The 21,912-nt window shown below is 45.1% G+C and carries 20 protein-coding genes; 12 read left to right on the top strand and 8 right to left on the bottom strand.

The window, feature by feature from the left end; all coding sequences use genetic code 11:
* Positions 1 to 207 precede the first annotated feature (207 nt).
* A complete protein-coding gene (locus LU361_RS07990) occupies positions 208 to 570 on the bottom strand; it encodes a hypothetical protein (RefSeq protein WP_233088331.1) in 363 nt (120 codons plus the stop codon).
* Positions 571 to 997: 427 nt separating this feature from the next.
* On the opposite strand from LU361_RS07990, the gene LU361_RS07985 reads away from it, so the two are divergent.
* The 10 genes from LU361_RS07985 to rimI all read left to right on the top strand — a co-directional run bounded on the left by LU361_RS07985 (position 998) and on the right by rimI (position 11,804).
* On the top strand, positions 998 to 2,788 hold the full coding sequence (locus LU361_RS07985; protein ID WP_233088330.1) for a DEAD/DEAH box helicase: 1,791 nt from the start codon (positions 998 to 1,000) through the stop codon (positions 2,786 to 2,788).
* 21 nt (positions 2,789 to 2,809) lie between these two features.
* Positions 2,810 to 3,286 carry a YaiI/YqxD family protein gene (locus tag LU361_RS07980; protein WP_233088329.1) on the top strand — a complete coding sequence of 159 codons (477 nt, stop codon included), beginning with the start codon at positions 2,810 to 2,812 and terminating at the stop codon, positions 3,284 to 3,286.
* A 385-nt stretch (positions 3,287 to 3,671) separates the two neighbouring features.
* Positions 3,672 to 4,154, top strand: a complete 483-nt coding sequence (locus LU361_RS07975) for a flavin reductase family protein (protein ID WP_233088328.1) — start codon at positions 3,672 to 3,674, stop codon at positions 4,152 to 4,154.
* A gap of 419 nt (positions 4,155 to 4,573) precedes the next feature.
* Complete coding sequence (locus LU361_RS07970) at positions 4,574 to 6,229, top strand: peptide ABC transporter substrate-binding protein (RefSeq protein ID WP_233088327.1); 1,656 nt, start codon at positions 4,574 to 4,576, stop codon at positions 6,227 to 6,229.
* 4 nt (positions 6,230 to 6,233) lie between these two features.
* On the top strand, positions 6,234 to 7,166 hold the full coding sequence (locus tag LU361_RS07965; protein WP_233088326.1) for an ABC transporter permease: 933 nt from the start codon (positions 6,234 to 6,236) through the stop codon (positions 7,164 to 7,166).
* 2 nt (positions 7,167 to 7,168) lie between these two features.
* Positions 7,169 to 8,080 (top strand): ABC transporter permease, encoded by a 912-nt coding sequence (locus LU361_RS07960; protein ID WP_233088325.1) that lies wholly within the window; start codon positions 7,169 to 7,171, stop codon positions 8,078 to 8,080.
* Between the two features lie 10 nt (positions 8,081 to 8,090).
* Positions 8,091 to 9,662 (top strand): ABC transporter ATP-binding protein, encoded by a 1,572-nt coding sequence (locus LU361_RS07955; protein WP_233088324.1) that lies wholly within the window; start codon positions 8,091 to 8,093, stop codon positions 9,660 to 9,662.
* 268 nt (positions 9,663 to 9,930) lie between these two features.
* Positions 9,931 to 10,257, top strand: coding sequence for a heat shock protein HspQ (hspQ, locus tag LU361_RS07950; RefSeq protein WP_233088323.1), 327 nt, complete (start codon positions 9,931 to 9,933; stop codon positions 10,255 to 10,257).
* 165 nt (positions 10,258 to 10,422) lie between these two features.
* Entirely contained in the window at positions 10,423 to 11,340 is a 918-nt protein-coding gene (locus LU361_RS07945; RefSeq protein WP_233088322.1) for a uracil-DNA glycosylase family protein, read from the top strand.
* 5 nt (positions 11,341 to 11,345) lie between these two features.
* A complete protein-coding gene (rimI, locus tag LU361_RS07940; RefSeq protein WP_233088321.1) occupies positions 11,346 to 11,804 on the top strand; it encodes a ribosomal protein S18-alanine N-acetyltransferase in 459 nt (152 codons plus the stop codon).
* A 4-nt stretch (positions 11,805 to 11,808) separates the two neighbouring features.
* On the opposite strand, the gene LU361_RS07935 is transcribed toward rimI, so the two are convergent.
* The gene (locus tag LU361_RS07935) at positions 11,809 to 13,494 is read right to left on the bottom strand and encodes an NAD-dependent malic enzyme (protein WP_233088320.1); all 1,686 of its coding nucleotides are present in this window, start codon (positions 13,492 to 13,494) and stop codon (positions 11,809 to 11,811) included.
* A 291-nt stretch (positions 13,495 to 13,785) separates the two neighbouring features.
* On the opposite strand from LU361_RS07935, the gene hpf reads away from it, so the two are divergent.
* A complete protein-coding gene (gene hpf / locus LU361_RS07930; protein WP_233088319.1) occupies positions 13,786 to 14,094 on the top strand; it encodes a ribosome hibernation-promoting factor, HPF/YfiA family in 309 nt (102 codons plus the stop codon).
* Positions 14,095 to 14,325: 231 nt separating this feature from the next.
* Here the strand turns inward: hpf and LU361_RS07925 are convergent, their stop codons facing one another.
* Entirely contained in the window at positions 14,326 to 14,958 is a 633-nt protein-coding gene (locus LU361_RS07925) for a phosphoadenosine phosphosulfate reductase domain-containing protein (protein ID WP_233088318.1), read from the bottom strand.
* A gap of 318 nt (positions 14,959 to 15,276) precedes the next feature.
* On the opposite strand from LU361_RS07925, the gene LU361_RS07920 reads away from it, so the two are divergent.
* The gene (locus LU361_RS07920) at positions 15,277 to 16,035 is read left to right on the top strand and encodes a glycerophosphodiester phosphodiesterase (RefSeq protein WP_233088317.1); all 759 of its coding nucleotides are present in this window, start codon (positions 15,277 to 15,279) and stop codon (positions 16,033 to 16,035) included.
* Here LU361_RS07920 and LU361_RS07915 read toward each other — a convergent pair.
* From LU361_RS07915 to LU361_RS07895, 5 genes are all read right to left on the bottom strand, one after another.
* Positions 16,010 to 18,094, bottom strand: coding sequence for a thioredoxin domain-containing protein (locus tag LU361_RS07915; RefSeq protein WP_233088316.1), 2,085 nt, complete (start codon positions 18,092 to 18,094; stop codon positions 16,010 to 16,012). The genes LU361_RS07920 and LU361_RS07915 overlap by 26 nt on opposite strands.
* Before the next feature lie 296 nt (positions 18,095 to 18,390).
* Positions 18,391 to 19,473, bottom strand: coding sequence for a DUF3080 family protein (locus tag LU361_RS07910; RefSeq protein WP_233088315.1), 1,083 nt, complete (start codon positions 19,471 to 19,473; stop codon positions 18,391 to 18,393).
* A gap of 403 nt (positions 19,474 to 19,876) precedes the next feature.
* Positions 19,877 to 20,854, bottom strand: coding sequence for a lipoyl synthase (gene lipA, locus LU361_RS07905; RefSeq protein ID WP_233088314.1), 978 nt, complete (start codon positions 20,852 to 20,854; stop codon positions 19,877 to 19,879).
* Between the two features lie 43 nt (positions 20,855 to 20,897).
* On the bottom strand, positions 20,898 to 21,608 hold the full coding sequence (gene lipB / locus LU361_RS07900; RefSeq protein WP_233088313.1) for a lipoyl(octanoyl) transferase LipB: 711 nt from the start codon (positions 21,606 to 21,608) through the stop codon (positions 20,898 to 20,900).
* 5 nt (positions 21,609 to 21,613) lie between these two features.
* Positions 21,614 to 21,892, bottom strand: coding sequence for an HP0495 family protein (locus tag LU361_RS07895; RefSeq protein ID WP_233088312.1), 279 nt, complete (start codon positions 21,890 to 21,892; stop codon positions 21,614 to 21,616).
* Positions 21,893 to 21,912 lie beyond the last annotated feature (20 nt).

Raw genomic sequence — 21,912 nt, 5'->3', positions numbered from 1 at the left:
TGAAATCGAGTGAAAAATCTCTAGTTAATTATTGTTCGTGATGAAACCAATAAAAACCGCCAGCCTCTAAAATTCAGAAATTTTTGAAAATTCAAAAACCCATACAAACGACAACACTCAAACCACAAGTTGTCGTTTTAAGACGCGCTAAGCGTTAGAAAAGGTGTACTATATTTTCCATCAAAAACACCGGTAAAGATTTCTGCATTAATCGTTTTCTTGATCCACTTCCTTTTCAATATAGACGGTTAATTCATTGAGCAATTCGCGCAATTGCTCCAGCCCTTTTGCCGTAAATAGATAAGTTTTTGTTCCAGGATCACGAAATTCTGACTCATCAATCTCAACACAACGTTTTCTAATTGTGTCAAGGTAAGGGTTATCTCTAATTTCAAAGGCTAAAAATAGATTCCAATCATTGCTGGTAGCCTGTCCGCAAAGGACCATTTCTAAAATCGATTTAACTTGCTGAGCTTGAATACGATACCTCGGTGTACGTACTTTCAATAAAATTGTTAGCACGATTGCAAAAATACAAAATGAAACCAATACAGAAACGATAATAATCATAACAATCACCGCCTAAGCCCAAAGTCGAATAGGATCGCAAAACGTTTTTTCATTTATTAGACGAATGATGAATATCATGCTCTACATTTGACCGAATATTTAGACAAAAATTGAAATTCACGGTTAAAACAATGCAGAACCCCAATATTTTCTGCCTAAATTTTGATGAAATTAAACCAAATTCCACCTTAAATTAGTGTTTTCGAACATACCTTACATAAAACGAACAAGCTTAATTCAAAAAAAAAGTTTTGTTTATCCTCCACCTAGCCTATAATTGGGCTCCTTTGACGACCCTGCCAAGCTTGACTAAACAAGAGTTACTGCTCTTGTGTGATGATTTTCGAAATAAGATCTCACTTGTGCGCTGCAACATCAATCTCGTGGCGAGGGTCTGCATATGTTTAGTTTTCGACAGGCTCCCCACATGTCCAATGATCTTTCCGGCGACTTTGAATCGCTAGGTCTACCAGCAAATCTTTGTGAATCTTTAAAAACCATCGGTTATGAACTCCCTTCTCCAATCCAAGCTCAGAGTATTCCAGTACTACTTACTGGTCAGGACTTGCTTGGTCTTGCGCAAACAGGGACCGGTAAAACAGCGGCATTCGCGCTACCGATCTTAGCCAATATCGATTTATCCATTCACAAACCACAAGCGCTTATTCTCGCCCCCACACGAGAACTGGCAATTCAGGTTGCAGAAGCGTTCCAAAGTTACGCTAAAAATACCCCAGGATTCCATATCGCCCCAATTTACGGCGGCCAAGATATGCGTGCTCAATTGCGTCAATTACAGCGCGGCGTGCATGTAGTTGTTGGAACACCCGGTCGCGTAATGGACCACTTAAGAAGAAACAGTCTTGATTTAAGCCAATTAAAAACCGTCGTTCTCGACGAAGCCGATGAAATGCTTCGTATGGGCTTTATTGACGACGTTGAATGGATTCTTGATCACACCCCTGAGAGTCGCCAAGTTGCTTTATTCAGTGCAACCATGCCGCCGGCGATCAAGAAAATTACCGCCAACTATTTGAACAACCCACAACGTATCCAAATTGAAGCGAAAACCAAAACGGTTGAACGCATCGAACAAAGCTACGTAATGGTCAGCCCGAGTCGCAAAATTGATGCGTTAACTCGCATCCTAGAAGTTGAAGATTTTGACGGTTTGATCATGTTTGTGCGCACTAAAACTGCCACCGTTGATCTTGCCCAGCGTCTTGAAGCACGCGGCTATGCCAGTGCGGCACTGAATGGTGATATCAATCAGAAACAACGAGAAATTACGATTGAACAACTCAAAAGCGGAAAAATTGATGTTGTTATCGCTACCGACGTCGCCGCTCGCGGTATCGACGTACCGAGAATTACTCACGTTGTAAACTACGATATCCCTTACGATAACGAAGCTTACGTACACCGTATTGGCCGTACTGGTCGTGCGGGTCGCTCCGGTAAAGCAATTTTATTGGTAACCCCAAGAGAACGTCATTTATTGCGTTCCATCGAAAAGAGCACCGGCCAAGCAATCCAAGAAGCGCGTTTGCCAACATCAGAAGAATTGACGACCCGTCGTGTTTCTCAATTCCGCGAAAGCATTCTCGAAACACTGGACTCTCAAGAGCTACCAGAATTCAAAGAATTAATTTCTGAAGTACAGGCAGAAGCCAATGTCAGCGCCGATGAAATCGCAGCTGCGCTTGCTTACCTCGCCCAATCCGACAAACCGTTATTTGTCGAAAAAGACAAAATGCTTGATGAACCATTCAATTACGAGCGTCGAGATTCCAGACGCCGTGACCGCGATGATCGTCGAGGCGGCAATGGCGGCGGCCGACACAACAACACACCGATGGATTGCTATCGCGTAGAAGTGGGTCGTAACGACGGTTTGCGCCCGGGTGATCTTGTTGGCGCTATCGCAAACGAAGCCAATATGCGCAGCAACAACATTGGTCAAATCGCGATTAACGATACCCACAGTTTTGTGCAATTACCGCAAAACTTATCGAGCGAAACCAGCCGAGTATTGCAGCGCATTTATGTTCGCAACAAGCAGCTAAACCCTAAAAAGGTAGACGCTTCTGAATTCCCACGTCAACGACGTGACCGTAGACCAAGCAATAACGGCGATAGAAGACCGAATAACAACGGTGATCGTGGCGGTCGTGGCGACCGTAATTATCGATCCAAAGATCGCTCTAACGCTCGCTAATTACTTAACGTCCCTTCATTTGTGACTGATCAAGCATCCGAATTCGACCAACCCGTTATTTGGGTTGATGCGGATGCTTGCCCAGTGCCAGTCAAAGAAATTATTTGCCGCGCAGCCATGCGAACCAAAACCCTATCGGTATTTGTGGCAAACCAAGGAATTAATTTACCTCAGTCTCCCCACGTTAAACTTCAACTGGTCAGTAAGGGTTTTGATCACGCCGATCAAAAAATTTGCGAGCAAGCCAAATCCGGGGATTTAGCCATTACTCAGGATATACCCTTAGCCAGTGATTTATTAGAAAAGTCCTGCACGGTTTTACACCCTCGCGGCGACCGATACTCTCCTGAAACCATTCGTGCCCGTTTAACGATTCGCAACTTTAACGAAACGCTAAGAGCCAGCGGTATTCATTCGAAAGGGCCAAAGTCTTTTAGCCAGCAAGATAAACAAGCCTTTGCAAACGCTTTAGATCGATGGTTAAGTCGCCTTCGATAACAACTATTTGCTCCCATCGCTCTGATCTAATAGCGCTAAGCAGTCACTATTAGGCAACTCTGATTCAGTGAAACCTACATCGAAAAATAACAGAGTCTCTTTTGGGAACCATAAAACTTTCATTACCGAACAAAAACACTACAATTGCCTCTCAGAATTGAGATGCATTATTATTAACCGATATTTAATCTAAGATTTTGAGCTTACCGTAATTTGCCAGCTAAGATTCAACGTTCATATTGAGCACAAGATCACTTTTATCGCGATTAACAACGTTAATTAAGTATTCTTCGTTCGCTCCAACAAGGAAAACACCTAAAATTAAGAGAAATGACTCTTCATTAATGGGTATTTAAATAGAATTTTATATAGGGCTTTTTCTCTCGTGACTATAGAAACTACAGAACTACGCAATACTTTAGGTAAATTCGCCACGGGAGTTTGTGTTGTAACTACAGAAGGTCCGAACGGACCGATAGGAATGACCATCAATTCCTTTTCTTCGCTTTCACTGGAACCGGCATTGTTATTGTGGAGCATCCAAAAAAATTCCGAATGCTTCGCCCCTTTTAACGCGGCCAAGGGTTATGCCATCAGTGTGTTGACCGAAGAACAGATGGAGATATCCAATAAATACGCTCAGCGCGGATCGCATCTGCTGGATGCTGAAGAATTCACGCAAGGTAAAACCGGTCAATTTATCTTAAAACAAGCCGTTGCTACTTTTGAGTGCTCTGTGTGGGCAAGATACGAAGGTGGCGACCACATCATCTTAGTCGGCGAAGTTGAGGCATTTTCCGCCTCGAATGATCACGATCCCATTTTGTTCTACTCTGGCGGATACCGCACGCTCGCAGAACAGGTTTAAGCGTTTCTCATTTTCTCAATCCGGCCAGCAGCCCCATGCTGGCTGATCCCGCCAAGATTTTCCCGCTTCCTGTGTTAGCGTTCAAACACAAAACCCCGCCCAACGTGCACAACCAATATCAAAATAACTCTTTTGATATAGTGATGACATAACCTATTGATTCGTCCGTAGGGACTATATTCACAGTATTTTTGCTGTGTATACGTATTACTCTAACGGTCGAGGTTAAGTTTCATGCAATCACGTACACTCTATTTGATGACTGAAATTTTGATTGAACGGCCAAAAACAATAAATTCAAGTTGTTAAAACTTTAAAAAATGCCTGGTGACTAGAGACAACGCTTACCGTGAAAGCCCAGTCAGACATTACGTCTATTTCTACGCCCTGTGAGCCATTTTTACGAAACATTCTTAACTATGAATATAAATATTAAAGCTTCATTAATTCACACACACTTAAAACAAGCGGTTAGATTGCTGTTAATAACCGTATCGGTTTTGGCAATCGTCAGCTGCGGTACGAGAGAAACTCGGGTAGAAGAAGGCAACCGCCTAGGAATCTTCCACGTCGAAAACTCCGCCGAACCGCAAAGTATTGATCCCCACGTCAGTACCGGGGTGCCCGAAAACAACATCATGGTAGCGCTCTATGAAGGCTTGGTTGCCAAGCACCATGAAACCCTCGAACCGATTCCCGGCATTGCCGATCGCTGGGAAATCAGTGAAGACGGAAAAACCTATGTGTTCCACATTCGTGACAATGCAAAATGGTCGAATGGCGATCCAATTACTGCGGAAGATTTTCACTGGTCCTGGAGTCGCGCACTCGACCCTAAAATGGGAAATCAGTACGCATACATGCTTTTCCCAATTAAAAATGCCGAGCCGTTTGCAACAGGAAAATTAGACAACTTTGACGATGTGGGTGTACGCGTCATTTCAGAAAAAGTACTTGAAGTTGAACTGGAAAATCCAATTCCGTATTTTTTGCAATTGTTGGATCACCACGCAGCTTACGCAGTTCATAAAGATTCGATCTTGGAATTTGGCGAAAAAACCGATCGTTTTTCGAAATGGACTCGTCCCGGCAATATGATTACCAGCGGCGCGTTTAGGCTGAAAGATTGGAAGATTTATAAAGTCCTTAAAGTAGAAAAGAACCCTTATTACTGGGATAAAGAATCCGTCTCTCTCAACGAAATTCATTTTTACCCGATCGAAAACTTTTCAACCGCTGAACGAATGTTTCGTGTTGGCCAGGTGCACAAAACCTTCGAAATTCCCTTGAACAAAGTCGATGTCTATCGCCAAGAGTCACCTGAAAAATTCAGAAATGCCCCCTATATTGGCACCTACTATTATCAATTCAATTTAAGCCGCCCTCCTTTTGATAATATCAAAGTCAGACAAGCGCTATCTCTGGCAATTGACCGAGATACCATTAATCAATCCGTTATGTACGGCATTGTCGAACCCGCCTATTCACTGACCCCTCCGGGAGCGGCGGGTTATCAGCCCCCAAAACTGATCGAGTTTAATCCCGAAAAAGCCAAAAAATTATTGGCCGAAGCCGGTTACCCCAACGGTGAAGGTTTTCCAGACGTCGAGCTTTTATACAACACCAATGAATCCCATCGAAAATTAGCGGTTGCGGTTCAACAAATGTGGAATAAACATTTGGGCATCAACGTACAACTGCTCAACCAAGAATGGAAAGTGTATATCGCCAGCCGTAATAATTTAGATTACGACATTGCTCGCGCCGGTTGGATTGGTGATGTGGTTGATCCCATTAACTTTTTGGATTTAGGTCTGTCTTCTAACGGCAATAATCGCTCAGCTTACGACAACCCTGAATACGACAAAATGATTTTGGAAACCATTCCTCAATCTCAAACACACGAAGAACGGTTGGCTAATTTTGCCAAAGCGGAAGAAATGATTTTAACCGATCTTCCATTCGTACCTATTTATACCTACAAAACCAAATATCTGCTCGACCCAAGCGTGAAAGGTCTATCGCCCAATTTCTTGGATCACTATGGCTATAAACACGTAACCTTGGGGAATTAATCACATGCTACGCTTTATTTTATCTCGCTTATTACAAGCGATTCCGGTTCTATTAGTGGTTATTACCGTTACGTTTTTCTTAGTCAGATTCGCTCCAGGTGGCCCTTTTGATGGCGAAAGAAAAGTAGACCCTTCGGTATTAAAAGCCTTAGAAGCGCAATACAACCTCGATCAACCATTAATGAGCCAATACTTTTCATTTCTTGGCGACCTTGTTCAAGGTGACCTTGGCCCATCCTTTAAATACCCTGGCCGAAGTGTGAATGAACTCATTGGCGCAGGCTTTCCGATTACCGCAGAACTCGGCATTTACGCTATTTTAGTCGCGTTACTCATCGGTGCTATTGCCGGTGTATTTTCGGCCTTAAAACCCAACAGCGCGCGCGATTACATTTCCATGTCTACCGCCATGATCGGGATTTGTATGCCCGCATTCTTGTTGGGGCCACTGTTGATTTTGATTTTCGGCATTTGGCTGGAATGGTTACCCGTATCGGGTTGGGGCGATTTGCCCGGCGATAAGATACTGCCCAGTGTCACGCTCGGTGCCGTTTACGCCGCTTACGTCGCTCGCTTAAGCCGCGGCGGCATGTTGGAAGTCTTATCGCAAGATTACATCAGAACCGCACGCGCAAAAGGCTTACCTGAGCATGTCGTCATCTTAAAACACGGTTTGCGCGCGGGTATGTTACCTGTAGTTGCTTATCTCGGACCGGCCTTTGCGGGCATTCTTTCCGGTTCATTTGTTATCGAGTCTGTTTTCCAAATTCAAGGCTTGGGAAGATTTTATGTATTGGCAGCCTTCAACCGTGATTACACCTTAATTATGGGGTGTACGGTTTTCCTAGCCACGCTCATCATCGTATTTAATTTGCTGTCCGATGTGTTATCGGCGTATTTGAATCCGCGCCTACGCAGCCAATTGGGAGGCAAATAATCATGACTGCCTCAAATTCAACGCTTAACCAAACCTCCACAATGAACGATATCGAACAATTTGAATCCGGCAATTCTCTCTGGCACGACGCCTGGGTTCGATTGCGAAAAAATAAATTAGCTTTAGTCAGTTTGTTTGTCCTAATTTTTATCGGCGTAATTTGCTTGCTCACGCCTTGGATTGCTCCCTACGGCTACGAGCAACAAGACTTGGCCTTAGGCGCGTCCGCGCCGTCTGCGGCGCACTGGTTCGGAACCGACACACTCGGCCGCGACTTACTCACGCGAGTTATGTACGGTGGCCGTGTCTCTCTTGCGGTAGGATTAATTGCTACTGCGGTTGCATTAACCATCGGCGTAACCTGGGGCGCCATTGCCGGCTACACCGGGGGACGTGTCGACGCCATCATGATGCGACTTGTGGATATTATTTACGCCCTGCCATTCATGATTTTTATTGTGTTATTGATGGTTGTGTTCGGCCGCTCTCTGCTGTTGCTGTTTCTGGCGATCGGCGCGGTTGAATGGCTCACCATGGCAAGGATTGTGCGCGGCCAAGTGCAAACCATTCGTCAGTTAGAATTTGTCGAAGCCGCAATATCCATTGGCTTGTCGAAAGCGGCCATTATTCGCAGGCACATCATCCCCAATGCCTTGGGACCGGTAATTGTTTACACCACTCTGACCATTCCTAACGTTATGTTGCTAGAAGCGTTCTTAAGCTTTTTGGGTTTAGGGATTCAACCACCTGAATCTTCCTGGGGCGTTCTCATCGCAAACGGTGTGGAGAGCATGGAAGAATACCCTTGGTTATTAATTTTCCCAGGCTTAGCACTGTCGATCGTTTTATTTTCATTGAATTTCTTGGGTGACGGTTTGCGTGATGCCCTCGACGTGCGTGCATCAAAGGACTAAGGGAAACATCATGACACTACTTACCGTAAACAATCTATCCACCAGTTTTTACACTCGAAACGGCCTCACTAAAGCTGTTGAAGACGTCAGCTTCTCTCTCGATGCCGGAGAAACTCTGGCGATCGTTGGTGAATCCGGCTCGGGAAAATCCGTCAGCTGTTATTCGATCATGGGGTTAATTCCCTGCCCGCCTGGAAAAATTGAATCAGGCTCGGCTGTTTTCGATGGCGTCGATTTATTAAATTGCAGCGATGATGAAATTCGCGCGGTGCGGGGCAACAAGATCGCCATGATCTTCCAAGACCCAATGACGTGTTTAAATCCGTACCTAACCGTCGGTGAGCAACTGATTGAGCCTCTTATTTATCATCACAAAGTCAGTCGCAGTGAAGCTAAAAAGAAAGCCATTGAGCTTATGACCGAAGTGGGAATTCGCTCGCCAGAAACCAACTTTAATGCCTGGCCCCACGAATTTTCCGGCGGCATGCGACAACGGGTGATGATCGCAATGGCTCTTATTGCAGAGCCTAAATTATTAATTGCCGACGAACCCACAACGGCTTTAGACGTTACCATTCAGAAACAAATTCTTGATTTGGTCGCAGAAATCCAGAAAAAGCGCGATTTAGGCATTATTTTTATCAGCCATGATTTAGGCGTGGTAAAAAACCTAGCCGATAAAGTGCTGGTGATGAAAACCGGTCACATTGTCGAGCAAGGCAACGCCCAGGATGTACTCGAAAACCCACAACACGAATACACTCAAAAATTGCTTGCCGCCATTCCTAAAGGCGCAAAAGAAAATCCAAAAGCCGAAGAAAATCCCGAGCCGTTAATTCAGGTAAAAAACTTAGTCACTGAATTTAACGTCAACGGCAACCGCTTCAGAGCCGTGGACAACGTTAATTTTGATATTTTGCCGAAAGAAATTTTAGGGCTTGTGGGTGAGTCTGGTTCGGGTAAATCCACCATTGGCCGCAGTATTTTGCGTTTGGTGGATGCCCAGGGGTCGGTGAATTATCGCGGTGACGAATTGTTGAGTAAAAATCCTCAGCAGATGAAGCCGTTGCGTCGAAAAATGCAAATGATTTTCCAAGACCCTTATGCCTCACTGAATCCGCGGATGACCATTTACGAAACATTGGCCGAGCCAATGAAATTACACGGCATTGCAAAGGGCAGTGAATTAAACCAAGCCGTGTTAAAACTGATGGACGATGTTGGCTTAGCGCGTGCATTCGTGAAGAAATATCCCCACGAATTTTCTGGCGGCCAGCGTCAACGTATTGCCATCGGCCGCGCCATTGCCACCAAACCTGAATTTATTGTCGCCGACGAGCCTGTATCGGCTCTGGATGTGACGATTCAAAAACAGATTTTAGAGTTGATCCAATACCTTGTGGATAAACACGAACTGAGTATGCTGTTTATTTCTCACGATCTCGCTGTTGTGCGTAAGTTGTGTGATCGCGTCATCGTGTTAAAACACGGTGAATTGGTCGAATCGGGCAATGTCGAAGCCTTGTGGCAACAACCTAGCCACGTGTACACGCAAAGTTTGCTCGCTGCCGCAATGCACTAATTTCTCACCTTTCGCAGTCTAAAAAAGAGAGATCCTCTTTTTTAGACTGGTACATTTCTCAGTCACAACTTGCCAATAATGACTATGGCATTACTCATCTAAACCGTTTCACCATAATTATTGTCAAACGAAAGTTAGAAAAAACCTGTGTTTATAAAGGCCGAACTTTTTAGACAAATCCCACGGTTAAATCATCATCTAACGTTATAATGTCGTCGTAATTACTCAGAATGACACCAAAAGCTACATGTTTCAGATCGGATAATGAATGACAGAGATAATAAAGCAATCAGGTAGATTCATTGTTGGTGAATTAGTAACCCACAAATTATTGAAATACCGCGCCGTAATTTTTGATGTTGACCCACAATTTTCCCAATCCGACGACTGGTATGCGGAAATGGCGCCATCAAACCCCAGTAAAACCCAGCCTTGGTACCATTTATTGGTGCACCAAGCGCAAAAACCCGCTTACGTCGCTGAGGAATTCTTGCAACTCGACACAGTGTCTAGCCCGATTTTCCACAGCAAAATCTACGAATACTTCTCCCGCTTCGAGTACGGTCAGTACCACCTAAAAAAACGGGCTAATTGAGCCTCCAGTGAGCTATTCTCAATTATTCAGACGTCCAGTTATGACCGTTATCAACTTATTTTCGCGACATATGAGCGAAGCATTTTGAATAAACTTAACTTCACCCTCTCAATGATTGAATATGGTAAAGTTCCGGTAATTTACTCATTGTTGGCTGTGTAACACGTGTTTGAAATCCATCGACAAGCTTATTTAAACGCTCTGGGCATCGACAATTATGTCCCTAGATGGCAGCTGCCTGGCGCGACAGAATCCAAAGCCTGTGAATTTATCGCTCCAGAGGTCGAATCTGACGATGAGTCCCTAGTCGATCAGCAAGAGACCTATCAAACCCGTCAAACCTTGCCTTCGTTGGACCAGAGAGCAGAAGAACACACACCTCTGGTTACTGCTAGATCTGCCAATGAAATCATCGAGCAGATTTCTGCCAATTCAGCCGCGCAACCACAAACGCCGCTGACACAGAACAACGCGATTCAAACACCGACGGAAAAAAACCGACAAGCACCCACTCCCGTTGTTTCACCTGCGCCGATTAGCACTCAGAAAAAATCTCAGGTTCCGTCTTTTTCTGAGCCTGAAAAAAATGAAAGAAAAGCGCTTGCGAGAAAAACAACATCAGAGAATGTCAGCTTTTCGCTCAGCTTCTGGCGTATTTCCGACGACTTGATGATCGTCGATTCACGCCAAGCCAAACTGGCGCTTCCTACCGAAAAGCTGTTAGTCAATATGCTGGTGGCTCTGGGTTATCCGAAGGAATTACCGAAAAGCGAAATTATTCATTGGCCGCTGATTGATGCACCCAATCAACCACACGATGAAAACGCTGCCCGAGAAACGTTAAACGCGTTTTTAGACGAGCAATTTTTACTGCGTCCGGGACGATTTTTATTATTGATGGGTGAAGATGCCGTGCAGTATTTATTGGACTCACAAGAAAGCTTCGCCGATAAGCTCAATAAAACGTTTACCATCGACGATTTTTCATTAACAGCCATTGTCACGCACAATCTCGCTTATCTATTACAAAATCCGGAATCGAAAGCCGACGTGTGGCGGGCAATTCAGCCGTTGAGACAATAAAACACATGCCTGCCTCAACCGAATATTGTCTGCGTGAAATGACCGAAGAAGACATTCCTTCTGTTTTGGCCATTGAAAAGCACGCCCAATTTCACCCTTGGTCAAAAGCCGAATTCGAACGATCATTGTCTGCCAATCGACGCGCGTGGGTGATCGAAACAACGTCCACAAAACAGCTTTCAGCTTTTGCGGTTTTTGGACTCTTGGCCGGTGAAGTTGAACTCCTTACCATTGCGACTCACGCAGATCACCAACGCAAAGGCTTCGCAAAAGCGTTAATACAACACGCCATCGAAAATCTGGCCGCAGAAACCATTTTTTTGGAAGTTAGGGAAAGTAATGTCAACGCCATCGAACTGTACGAATCGATTGGCTTTAATGAAATTGGCTGCAGGAAAAACTATTATCCAGCAGCCAATGGTCAAAGAGAAAACGCATTATTGTACGCACTGACCTGTACGTAACGATCTAAAAAGGCGCTCGTTTATAACGTCGGTATTCTGGGTTCCAGAAATTTTCCTGAACTCGTCGCTCAATTTCGGCTTCGGTCACCTCGCTCGTCACACCGTCATTGATGGCCTGTTGGTAAACCGCTTTGGCCACAATCGGGCTCAACACACGACTGTCACCCAACGAAGGCAACAAAGGCCCTTGACCGGAATTTGCCAACGGCGACTGATCGGCCAACGTTCGCGCAGCCGCTTTAATCATTGACTCAGTAACACGACTCGCCTGACTCGAAATTACGCCCAGACCAAGCCCTGGGAAAATGTAGCTACTGCTGCATTGAGCCACTTCGTAGATTTCATTGTTTTGCGCCACTGGTGCGAAGGCAACGCCAGTAGCAACAATCGCCTGGCCTTTGGTCCACCGAAGAATGTCTCGCGGTTCTGCTTCCAAACCCGAGTTAGGGTTGGAAAGCGGCATAATGACCGGCTGCTCACAGTGCTCGTGCATTTTGGTGACCACGGATTCGGAAAACAAACCAGGCTGGCTGGAAACGCCGATTAAAATCGTTGGCTTGGCGTTGGTTACAACGTCGATTAACCCAATAGAGCTGGCATTTGACACCACCCACTCACTGACCACATCTTCAGGTTGGGCCAGCGGCTGTTGGAAGTCGTGCAAGTTCGCCATATTGCTTTGCAAAAGCCCCCAGCGATCGACCATGTAGATACGCTCTCTGGCCTGTTGATCAGTCAATCCTTCGGACACCATTTCCTCGACCAACATCTCGGCGATGTTACAGCCGAGCGGACCGGCACCTAGAATACAAACCGCCTGATCACTGAGCTTTTGATCCTTGTGACGACTGGCGGCAAGAACGGTTGCTAGCGTTGCTGCGGCAGTACCTTGGATATCATCGTTGAAGCAGCACAGCTCGTTTTTGTAACGCTCTAGGATGTGGGTAGCGTTGTTTTGCGAGAAGTCCTCAAACTGAAGCAAAGCGTTCGGCCAACGGCGTTTTATCGCCGCGACAAATTCGTCGATAAATTCATCGTATTCATCGCCCGTTATTCGACGGTGCCGCCAACCCATGTACAGCGGGTCGTTCATGAGTTTTTCATTGTTACATCCGGCATCAAGCACCACCGGCAAAGTATACGCTGGGCTGATACCGCCACAGGCAACGTACAGAGACAACTTACCAATGGGGATTCCCATGCCACCAATGCCCTGATCACCCAACCCGAGAATGCGCTCTCCGTCAGTGACAACAATCGCCTTAACATTGTGTTTGGTCGCGCTTTGCAGCACGTCATCGAGATTTTCTAGGTCAGGGTAAGAGATAAACAGGCCGCGATGGCGACGGTAAATGTGGGAAAACTGCTGACAGGCCTGGGCCACCGTTGGAATGTAAATCAACGGCATAATCTCTTCGAGATGATCCACCATCAGACGGTAAAAGAGAGTTTCGTTGGTGTCTTGGATGTTGCGCAGATAAATGTGTTTACTGATATCGGAGGTGAAGCTGTTGAGCTGCTCGTAGGCTCGGGCTTTTTGCTCTTCGATGGTTTCTATCGTGTGGGGAATCAGGCCGATGAGATTGAAGTGCTCTCGTTCGGTTTCGGTAAAGGCACTGCCTTTATTGAGCAAGGGCGTATCTAATAAAGCTGGTCCAGCGAAAGGGACATATAGAGGTCGTTGTTTCATTCGTTGCCTAGTTGAGCGCTTATTCGATAGAAATCTGATTGATATTATTTGATTTTTATTCTACCTGTTTTTTTCATCTGTGAATGTATTTATAACCCAAGTTTACGCAAAAGATAACGTATTCTCAGAAAAAATTTGGACCCAAATGGGGCACCGATTAGAAACCGCCAGAAGTGCGATCAATGTCAAATACTAATTAACTAATAAAACATTATTTATTTTGATCACTTGAAATCTGTTCCAAACGGCCTTAGTTTTAAATTGCACGTGAAGACAATAAGAGGAATCGTTATGCAAATCGAATTATCTGGTCACCACATCGAAGTTACTGACGCCATGCGCAATCAGGTTGAAGAAAAACTCTCTCGCATTACTAAACACTTCCCATCACTGACAAAAATATCAGTATTCCTCACCGTCGAACGCAAGGAGCAAAGTGCAGAATTAATTACGCAATATATGGGTGCCCAGGTTGCAGTAAATGCAAAAGAATTAGACATGTATGCTGCGGTAAAATCCGCTGCAAAAAAATTAGAAGCTGCACTGCAACATCGTAAAGGCGCATTAAACGCTAACGAAAAACAAAAACCTGCAGCGTAATAGGTAAATTAATAAGAGTGTGATTTATTCACACTCTTATTTAAAAAGAACGAGTATCTAAATAACAAATATTTAAACAACAACGCGAGTAATTTATTTTTTATTAAACAGTTGAATTTAAAGTAGTTATCCAACACGTTAAGCTAAAAAATAGATTTAGGCTTTTATTTATCGGAAATACATTAATTTACAGCGATAAATAAAAGCACAATAAATATAGGTTTTAAAATATTATCCTACGTGTAAACCACACTCACGATCTTTTAAAACTTTGGTCGGATCGAAGTAATCGTCTTCGTTCACTAAACCTTTCTCGTACAAATATTCTTCCATATCCAATTCGCTCCAATAAAAAACCGGAGCCACTTTAATGACACCTGTTTTGCCATCCACTGTGACAACGTCTAGTGAGTCACGAAATGGCGTTTGCTCTTTACGAATCGCGGTTAGCCAAACCTCAGGTTGATGCTCTGCCATTGCTCGGCCGAACGGCTCTAGCTTCACTTCTTGAGTGAAAATATCGTGAGCATCAGGATCTTCAATACTAGGGATACCGCCCATGGTGATTTCACGACGCTTAGCAGTGACTTTCGGCGTGTAATAAAACATGTTGAGCTTAAGCTTTTTGATCAGGTCATCGGCAAAACGATAAGTCGCTTCTGTATTGTAACCATGGTCAACACAAATCACGGGCATTTCAGGCGCTTGCTCATTTGCAACGTTTAGCAAAACAGCTTCAAACGGCCCAAAGTTGGTGGTGATAATCGTTTTTTTACCCAGTGAAAGTGCCCATTTAACGATGTCTTCAGGGCGCTTGTCTTTTAATTCCGCGTTAATTTGCGCGAGATCGAGTTCTGTTGTCATGGTATCTCTCCGTTCTCAGCCAAGGGGATTCCCTTCAAGGCTAATCAATCTGTTGTAGGCCGAAATTCTAACACTTCGACTCAAAAGCGTGTAGCAACACGGCGCCATGTGAGTTTTTCCAGGATACAGACGCGATAATTTCTGACAAACTGGCTCAATTTGACAATTGGTGACTATCAACACCTGCGGTGCAGCTGAGCACTGGATTGAAAGTGTTCACTTACATACGGTTGTCACAGCTATCATCTAAAATTAATAGTATCGACAGGATAAACATTTCGAACGGAGACGTTCGTTTTATCATTCGGAAACTGGAACATGACTCTAAGTGACTCACCAATAACGTGTATCGCCCATCGTGGTGGCAGCAAAGCGGTAAATCTGATTGAAAATACCCTTGCCGCAATTGAATACAGTTTAGAGTTGGGAGTAACCACCATTGAGATCGACGTGTGGTCGATTCAGGGAAAGCTTTTAGCCATTCACGACCGCCGCCTGGGCCGAATATTGCCAGGCGATGAGAACATCATGAATTTCTCGGTTTCGGAGCTTATCGAGTTAGCCTCTCAGATTGGGGTACAGGTACCAACGCTGGAAGAAGTCATCGGTGTTATCGGTGATCGAGCCGAACTCAACATCGAAATCAAAGGCCCAAACTGCGCTCACACAGTAGCCAACGTGATTGAGGCGATGACGGTTGAGCATCAACTGCCCTACGATCAGTTTCTGGTTTCGAGCTTCGATCACCATCAGATCCACACGCTCATGAACATCAATCCCGACATTCGCCGTGGCGTTCTGGTAGAAGGTGTTCCGCTGGATTTGGCGCAGTGTTGCGAGCCGTTAAAAGCGTACTTTTTGGGATCTAGTTTGGATTTCGTTCGCCAAGGAATGATTGACGATTGTCATCGTCGCGGCAGTAAATTCTGGGTTTTTACAGTGAATCACATAGACGATATGCGCCACTTGTGTGCTATGGGGGTTGACGGAATGTTTACTGATTATCCAGAGCGCTTAATGAACTTGCTGGAATTCCACCAAGAACCAGACCCTATTGCACACGCTCTCCGGTCGTAAGAGGCTGAGCTGCTAAAGCGATGCTGATGGCATGCTCTAGTACGTCGTAGGTTTCAATCTCATCTTGCTGATCTGAGCCGATACACAAAAGAGCACGGGTTGGCTCAAGGGTGTCTGACTCTTCTTCTGGATCAACCTCATCAACTACAGCGTAACAATGAACTCGATTGATGAATTTCGACACCAATTGTTCACGCCAAATACCTGCATCGGGACCCGTAAGCATCACCTGAACCAGCGGGAATTTCAGCTCGACCAGCGCCTGCAACAAACTGTCGTGCAGTTGCGGCTGCAATTCGATGGACGGCCATAGTGCGGATAAAATCATTTCTGCTTTGTCTAGATAGCGCTGCTCGGAAGACAAATTACCAAGTCGAGCAAACACTTTTGCCGCGATGCCATTGCCTGCTGGAGTTACGCGATCGTAGATGGGCTTACTGCGATAAATCAGTTGCTCGTGTTCGTCACTGCTGAAAAACAGTGCGCCACTGTCGGGATCGCTGAAATTGTTAAGGACAATATCGGCCAGTTCAATAATCAAGCGGTAATCTTGGTCACGCCAGTGAGTTTCCAAGGATTCTAATATGGCATCCATCAGATACACATAATCATCCAGAAAGCCGAGGATTTTTGCTTCACCTTCTTGCCACGTTGCGTACAGACGGCCGTCTATCCACAGGTTGTGACTGATGAAATCCAAGCAATCAATGGCGGCATTCACCATGGTTTCGTCTTGCAGTAATCGACCGGCAATGGCCAAACCGCGTACCGCAAGCGCGTTACTTGAGCACAGTATTTTGTGATCACGCTCAGGGCTCGGCCGACGGCGTCGTGCCGTTAGCATTCTCGACAGGGCTCTGCGGTATATTTGGTGAACGGATTTCACTTCAATACCAAGCTCTTCTACCACATCATTAACGCGGCCAACCACTTGCAAGTGCCACAAGCCAAGGAAGTTCGGCATGCCTTCCCAACGACACAAAATCGACATGACACGGTATTCGATATTGTTCAAAAGCTGCTGCAGCTCTTCGGTCTGCCAACAGTAATAGCCACCTTCGCCACGTTCGCTGTCAGAATCGAGCGCACTGAAAAAGGCACCGTAGCCGTTGCCCATATCCGCCACCATCCAGCTGGCAATTCCTTGGGCTGTTTTGGCGAACAGTTGCGACTTGAAGGTTTTCGAAGCTTCCGCGTAGATCGCAAGCAATCCAGCGTTGTCGTAGAGCATCTTTTCGAAGTGCGGAATGCTCCAACTGGAATCCGTGGAATATCGGAAGAAACCACCGGCAAGCACGTCTCTGATGCCGCCACGAGCCATCATTGTGAGCGTCAGGTGTAAATGGTGACGTGCTCGATCGCCGAGCAGGGTTTCTTCTCGCCCCGCCAGCATTAAGCGCTGCAACTGAAAAGACAGAGCAAATTTCGGAGCATCGCCAAATCCGCCGTGTTGAGGATCGGCCTCTTGTAGTAGATTACGCACGGCAATTTGTGCCGGCTCTAAATTGAAAAGATCGGAACTGACAGGGTGTTGAAGATGGTTATCGAGCTGATCGTAGCCCAATCGAACCTGTTGGATCATTGAGCGATACTGCTCAGAATCACCGTGATAGAAGTTCATCACCCGCTGTAACAAATCAGCGAATCCTAATTGCACAGTATTAGAAGCAGGCGGGTAATAGGTGCCAACTACAAACGGGTACAAGGTTTGTGGGCATAGGAAAACGGTTAAAGGCCAGCCGCCGGGTTGGCCGCACAGCAATTGGTGTCCGGTCTGATAAATATCGTCGATATCGGGACGTTCTTCTCGATCAACCTTAATGCAGACAAAGTTTTCGTTGAGTTCGCGAGCAATGGCAGGACTGCTGAAGGTTTCATTGGCCATAACACGGCACCAGTGATTGGTGCTGTAACCAACAGACAAGAAAATTGGCTTATTAGACAGGCGCGCAGCTTCGAGAGTTGCGTTGCTCCATGTCTGCCAATGGACGGGGTTGTCCTTGTGTTGCAACAAATAAGGGCTGGATTCCTCAGCCAAAATATTTGCATAAGGGTTCATATCTTGCCTTTCCTGACGTCAACTGCCTGTTGCTAACGGCGTCACTGACTCGCGATTTTTCAGCAACCTGTTTAGCACACAGACTCAGCGATTTCTGTGCTGAATATCCCTGTTGGGCAATTTCCTTTGAAATTTTTTCCGTAAACGCATTTTGTACCTGAGTTTCCGGTCAGTGTCTACTTCATCAATTTAACTTTACTTGAAGGACCGTGCGTCAAAATGCCATGAAGATTCGTTCTACAACGTAATAAAATAAGGCTTCGATTTTCGATGAATTGCGTGAAACCCAACAGCGGTTATTCGCTTGGCAATAATCCACACTGAGCCAACTGCCTTTGCCAAAGTAACGTGTGTTTTTCAACGGCGAGATTAAATTGCTGCCACTGGCTTGGGTGCTGTTCGGACCAAGCCATTTGCCAATACTCATTGAACGCTAAATGCGGCGAAAACTCTACCGTTAAATTCACAACTGAATTAATTTCTGCCATTGATTTAACAATCGGTGCTGCAGATTGGTGAATTAACGCAATGTAGGGTTGCACTTCGCCGATATAAAATTTCAGAAATACATTTTGTAATATATCGGCTTTACGATTTTTTTGCCCGTTAAAACATAACGGCCGACCACTCAAACGCTGCTCGTAAGCTGCATTAATATTTTCTAAATAAATACGCAGCATTTGAACCGAAGCGAGCAACTCCCCCACCGTTTTCTCTGCTCCAATCACTTGATACAACAATTCAAGTTGTTGCCCAGGTGGATTACCGTTGTTGTACCAATCACTTACTGTGACATTTAATCGGTGGAAGGATTCGATTAATTCGGTGGGTTTATCGGTATTGGGAGCCAATGTATTTGAAGTTGACGACAACGAATTTTGAAATTCTCGACTGGCCCACACAGCATTCCAAATCACAAATGTTCTTTGATTCAATTTATCTGCCAAGACTTTTTTTAACGTGACTTTTAAATCATTGTTATCGAAATTTTCGGATAAAACCTCAATACATTCTTGAGCCTGGCGAATAAATTCCGCTTCGTAAATCCACTGCTGAGTATGGCTCATAAACCTTCCAAGACTGCTGTTGCGCTCGCCAACAAGTCTCTGCAATCGGCACGGAGTCAGCTCTAAAAACTCCAACAAATCAATGGATTGCGACGTTAATTCGAATTCAAGTTGTCGGCGAATTGGAAATTCAATAACCGCAGGTAACGGAATAGGCTCAAGAGATAAATCCAGAGAATTAGACAATCTCGAACGGTATTTTTCTAACATGTTTTCGGTCGGCGAATCGGACGCACAAGCCATTAAAAATAAACAAACAATAATTATGAATAATTTTGCGTTTATAACCGCTTGATTGAAAATATAAGTCATCCAATTACCTTATATATGATGATGCTAATACAGACACTCTTATTAGATCATTTCATACATTAGAGTCTAAATTGCGCGAGTAAAATCAGCGTACTTAAAATTTTTCTCGGTATTTAGAATTCCACAAAAGAAAAACCGAAGCCCGTTAATTTTGATCAACAATGTCACAAAGCAACGGTAACAAACCAGACTAATTCAACGTTGAATTAATACACATTGATAAACTAAGGATAAACCCGTACTGAGCCTCTCATTGTACCTCTAGTACTTATCTCGGCGACGTTTGGTTTAATGAATAACTTGAGAGATTGCGAAAACAAAATGCGAAAAACAAAAAAAGGAAGCAATAGCTGCTTCCTTTTTTATGTTGATTACCGACTGGCTTTAACGGAACGATTAAGAATTAAATCGCCTCGCCATGCGCTTGTTTATCAGCATGGTACGAAGAACGTACCAGTGGGCCACACGCTGCGTGAACAAAACCAAGTTCTTCAGCGTACTTCGTGTACTCGTCAAACTCTTCAGGGGTTACGTATCGGTCTACCGGCAAGTGATCTTTTGACGGCTGTAAATATTGGCCGATGGTGAGCATGTCGATGTCATGTTCACGCATATCTTTCATCACTTCGAAGATTTCTTCTTTGGTTTCCCCAAGTCCAACCATCAAACCGGATTTAGTTTTAACGTCTGGTCTAAGTGCCTTGTATTCTTTCAGTAACTTTAACGACCAAGCGTAATTAGCACCCGGACGCGATTGGCGATACAAACGTGGCACAGTTTCAAGGTTGTGGTTGAAAACGTCAGGAGCATCTTTTGCTAATATCTCAAGCGCGATATCCATTCTGCCACGGAAATCCGGTGTCAGAATTTCCACTTGAAGATTAGGGGATCGTTCTCGGGATTCTCGAATACAATCCGCAAAATGTTGGGCACCGCCGTCGCGAAGATCATCGCGATCAACAGAGGTAATCACAACGTAGCGCAAACGCATTTCAGCAATGGCTTGGGCAAGGTGTGGAGGTTCGTTTGGATCTAACGGATTCGGTTTACCATGGCCAACATCGCAAAACGGACAGCGACGGGTACAGATATCACCCATGATCATAAAGGTTGCCGTGCCGCCACTGAAACACTCACCCAAATTTGGACAGCTCGCCTCTTCACAGACGCTGGAAAGCCCGTTTTTGCGGAGAATCTTTTTAATACGATCCACCTCAGGCGAAGCAGGCAATCGAACGCGAATCCAATCTGGCTTGCGCTGGTAATCATCGGATGCGATTACTTTTACCGGAATCCGCTCGACTTTGTCTGCATTGCGAAGCTTTTCGCCTTGCTTGTGACGTACCGTGCGTTTTACAGGCTGGATGTCGGGATCAGTCATAGGAATCTCTGGTTAAATCTGGTTGAGGTCTCGTCCGCTGGAACTATGGCAAGCCGACTACTACTTTTTGCTGAGTATTGTAACCCAAATTGTCTTTGATCGATTGTAGAAATTCCATTTCCACTTTTTCTAAAATCCCGCTGCTTTGCTGATTACTGATGCAATTTTTTACCTGGGTCATCGGTAACCCTGAGTAACCACAGGGGTTTATCGACAAAAACGGATTCAGGTCCATATCGACATTGATTGCCACACCGTGAAAGCTACACCCTTTTCTGACTCTCAGACCAAGGGATGAAATCTTGTGTTCAACACCGTCGAGGGTTACGTAAACCCCTGGCGCATCAGCTTTTGGGTAAGATTCAATAGCGAGTGATTTGAGTGTATCAACGACGCTATTTTCGATACGGGTGACCAGTTCTCGCACCCCGAGCTTGGCTCTGCGCAAATCAATCAGAGGATAGACAATCAACTGCCCAGGGCCGTGATAGGTGATTTGACCGCCGCGATCGGACTGAACAACGGGGATGTTTCCCGGATTTAACAGGTGCTCAGCTTTCCCGGCTTGGCCTTGAGTGAACACGGGATTATGTTGAACAAACCACAATTCATCGTGGGTATCGGCTGTTCGGTTATTGGTGAAATCCAACATCGCTTGCCAACACGTTTGGTAGTCGACAATACCCAACTTCCGAACAACCACACAGCGCTGCTCACCGGCGGCCAGCTCTGCACTAGATACATCAGGACACATTTCAGCTACAGCACCATTTTCACAAGCTTGCTTGCTTTTAAGTCGTCGAAAATGGCTTGCAACTGCTGCTCACCGGTCGCTTCGATTGTTACCGTAAGCGATTGAAAAGAGCCTTTGGCACTGTCGCGGATCTTGATAGCTTCGCGATCAAAATCGGGAGCGTGCTTGTTAAACACCTCAATGACCAATGCGTGTAATTGATCACCTGCATCACCCAACACTTTGATTGGGTAATTCGGGCAAGGAAACTGAATTTTTACGTCTTCGGGCTTTGGATCACTCATGATGAATACCTAACACTCTC

Origin of the sequence: Sessilibacter corallicola, assembly GCF_021290925.1 — a bacterium.
GTDB classification, from domain to species: Bacteria; Pseudomonadota; Gammaproteobacteria; order Pseudomonadales; family Cellvibrionaceae; genus Sessilibacter; species Sessilibacter corallicola.
This window is presented reverse-complemented; position numbering and strand designations above follow the sequence as displayed.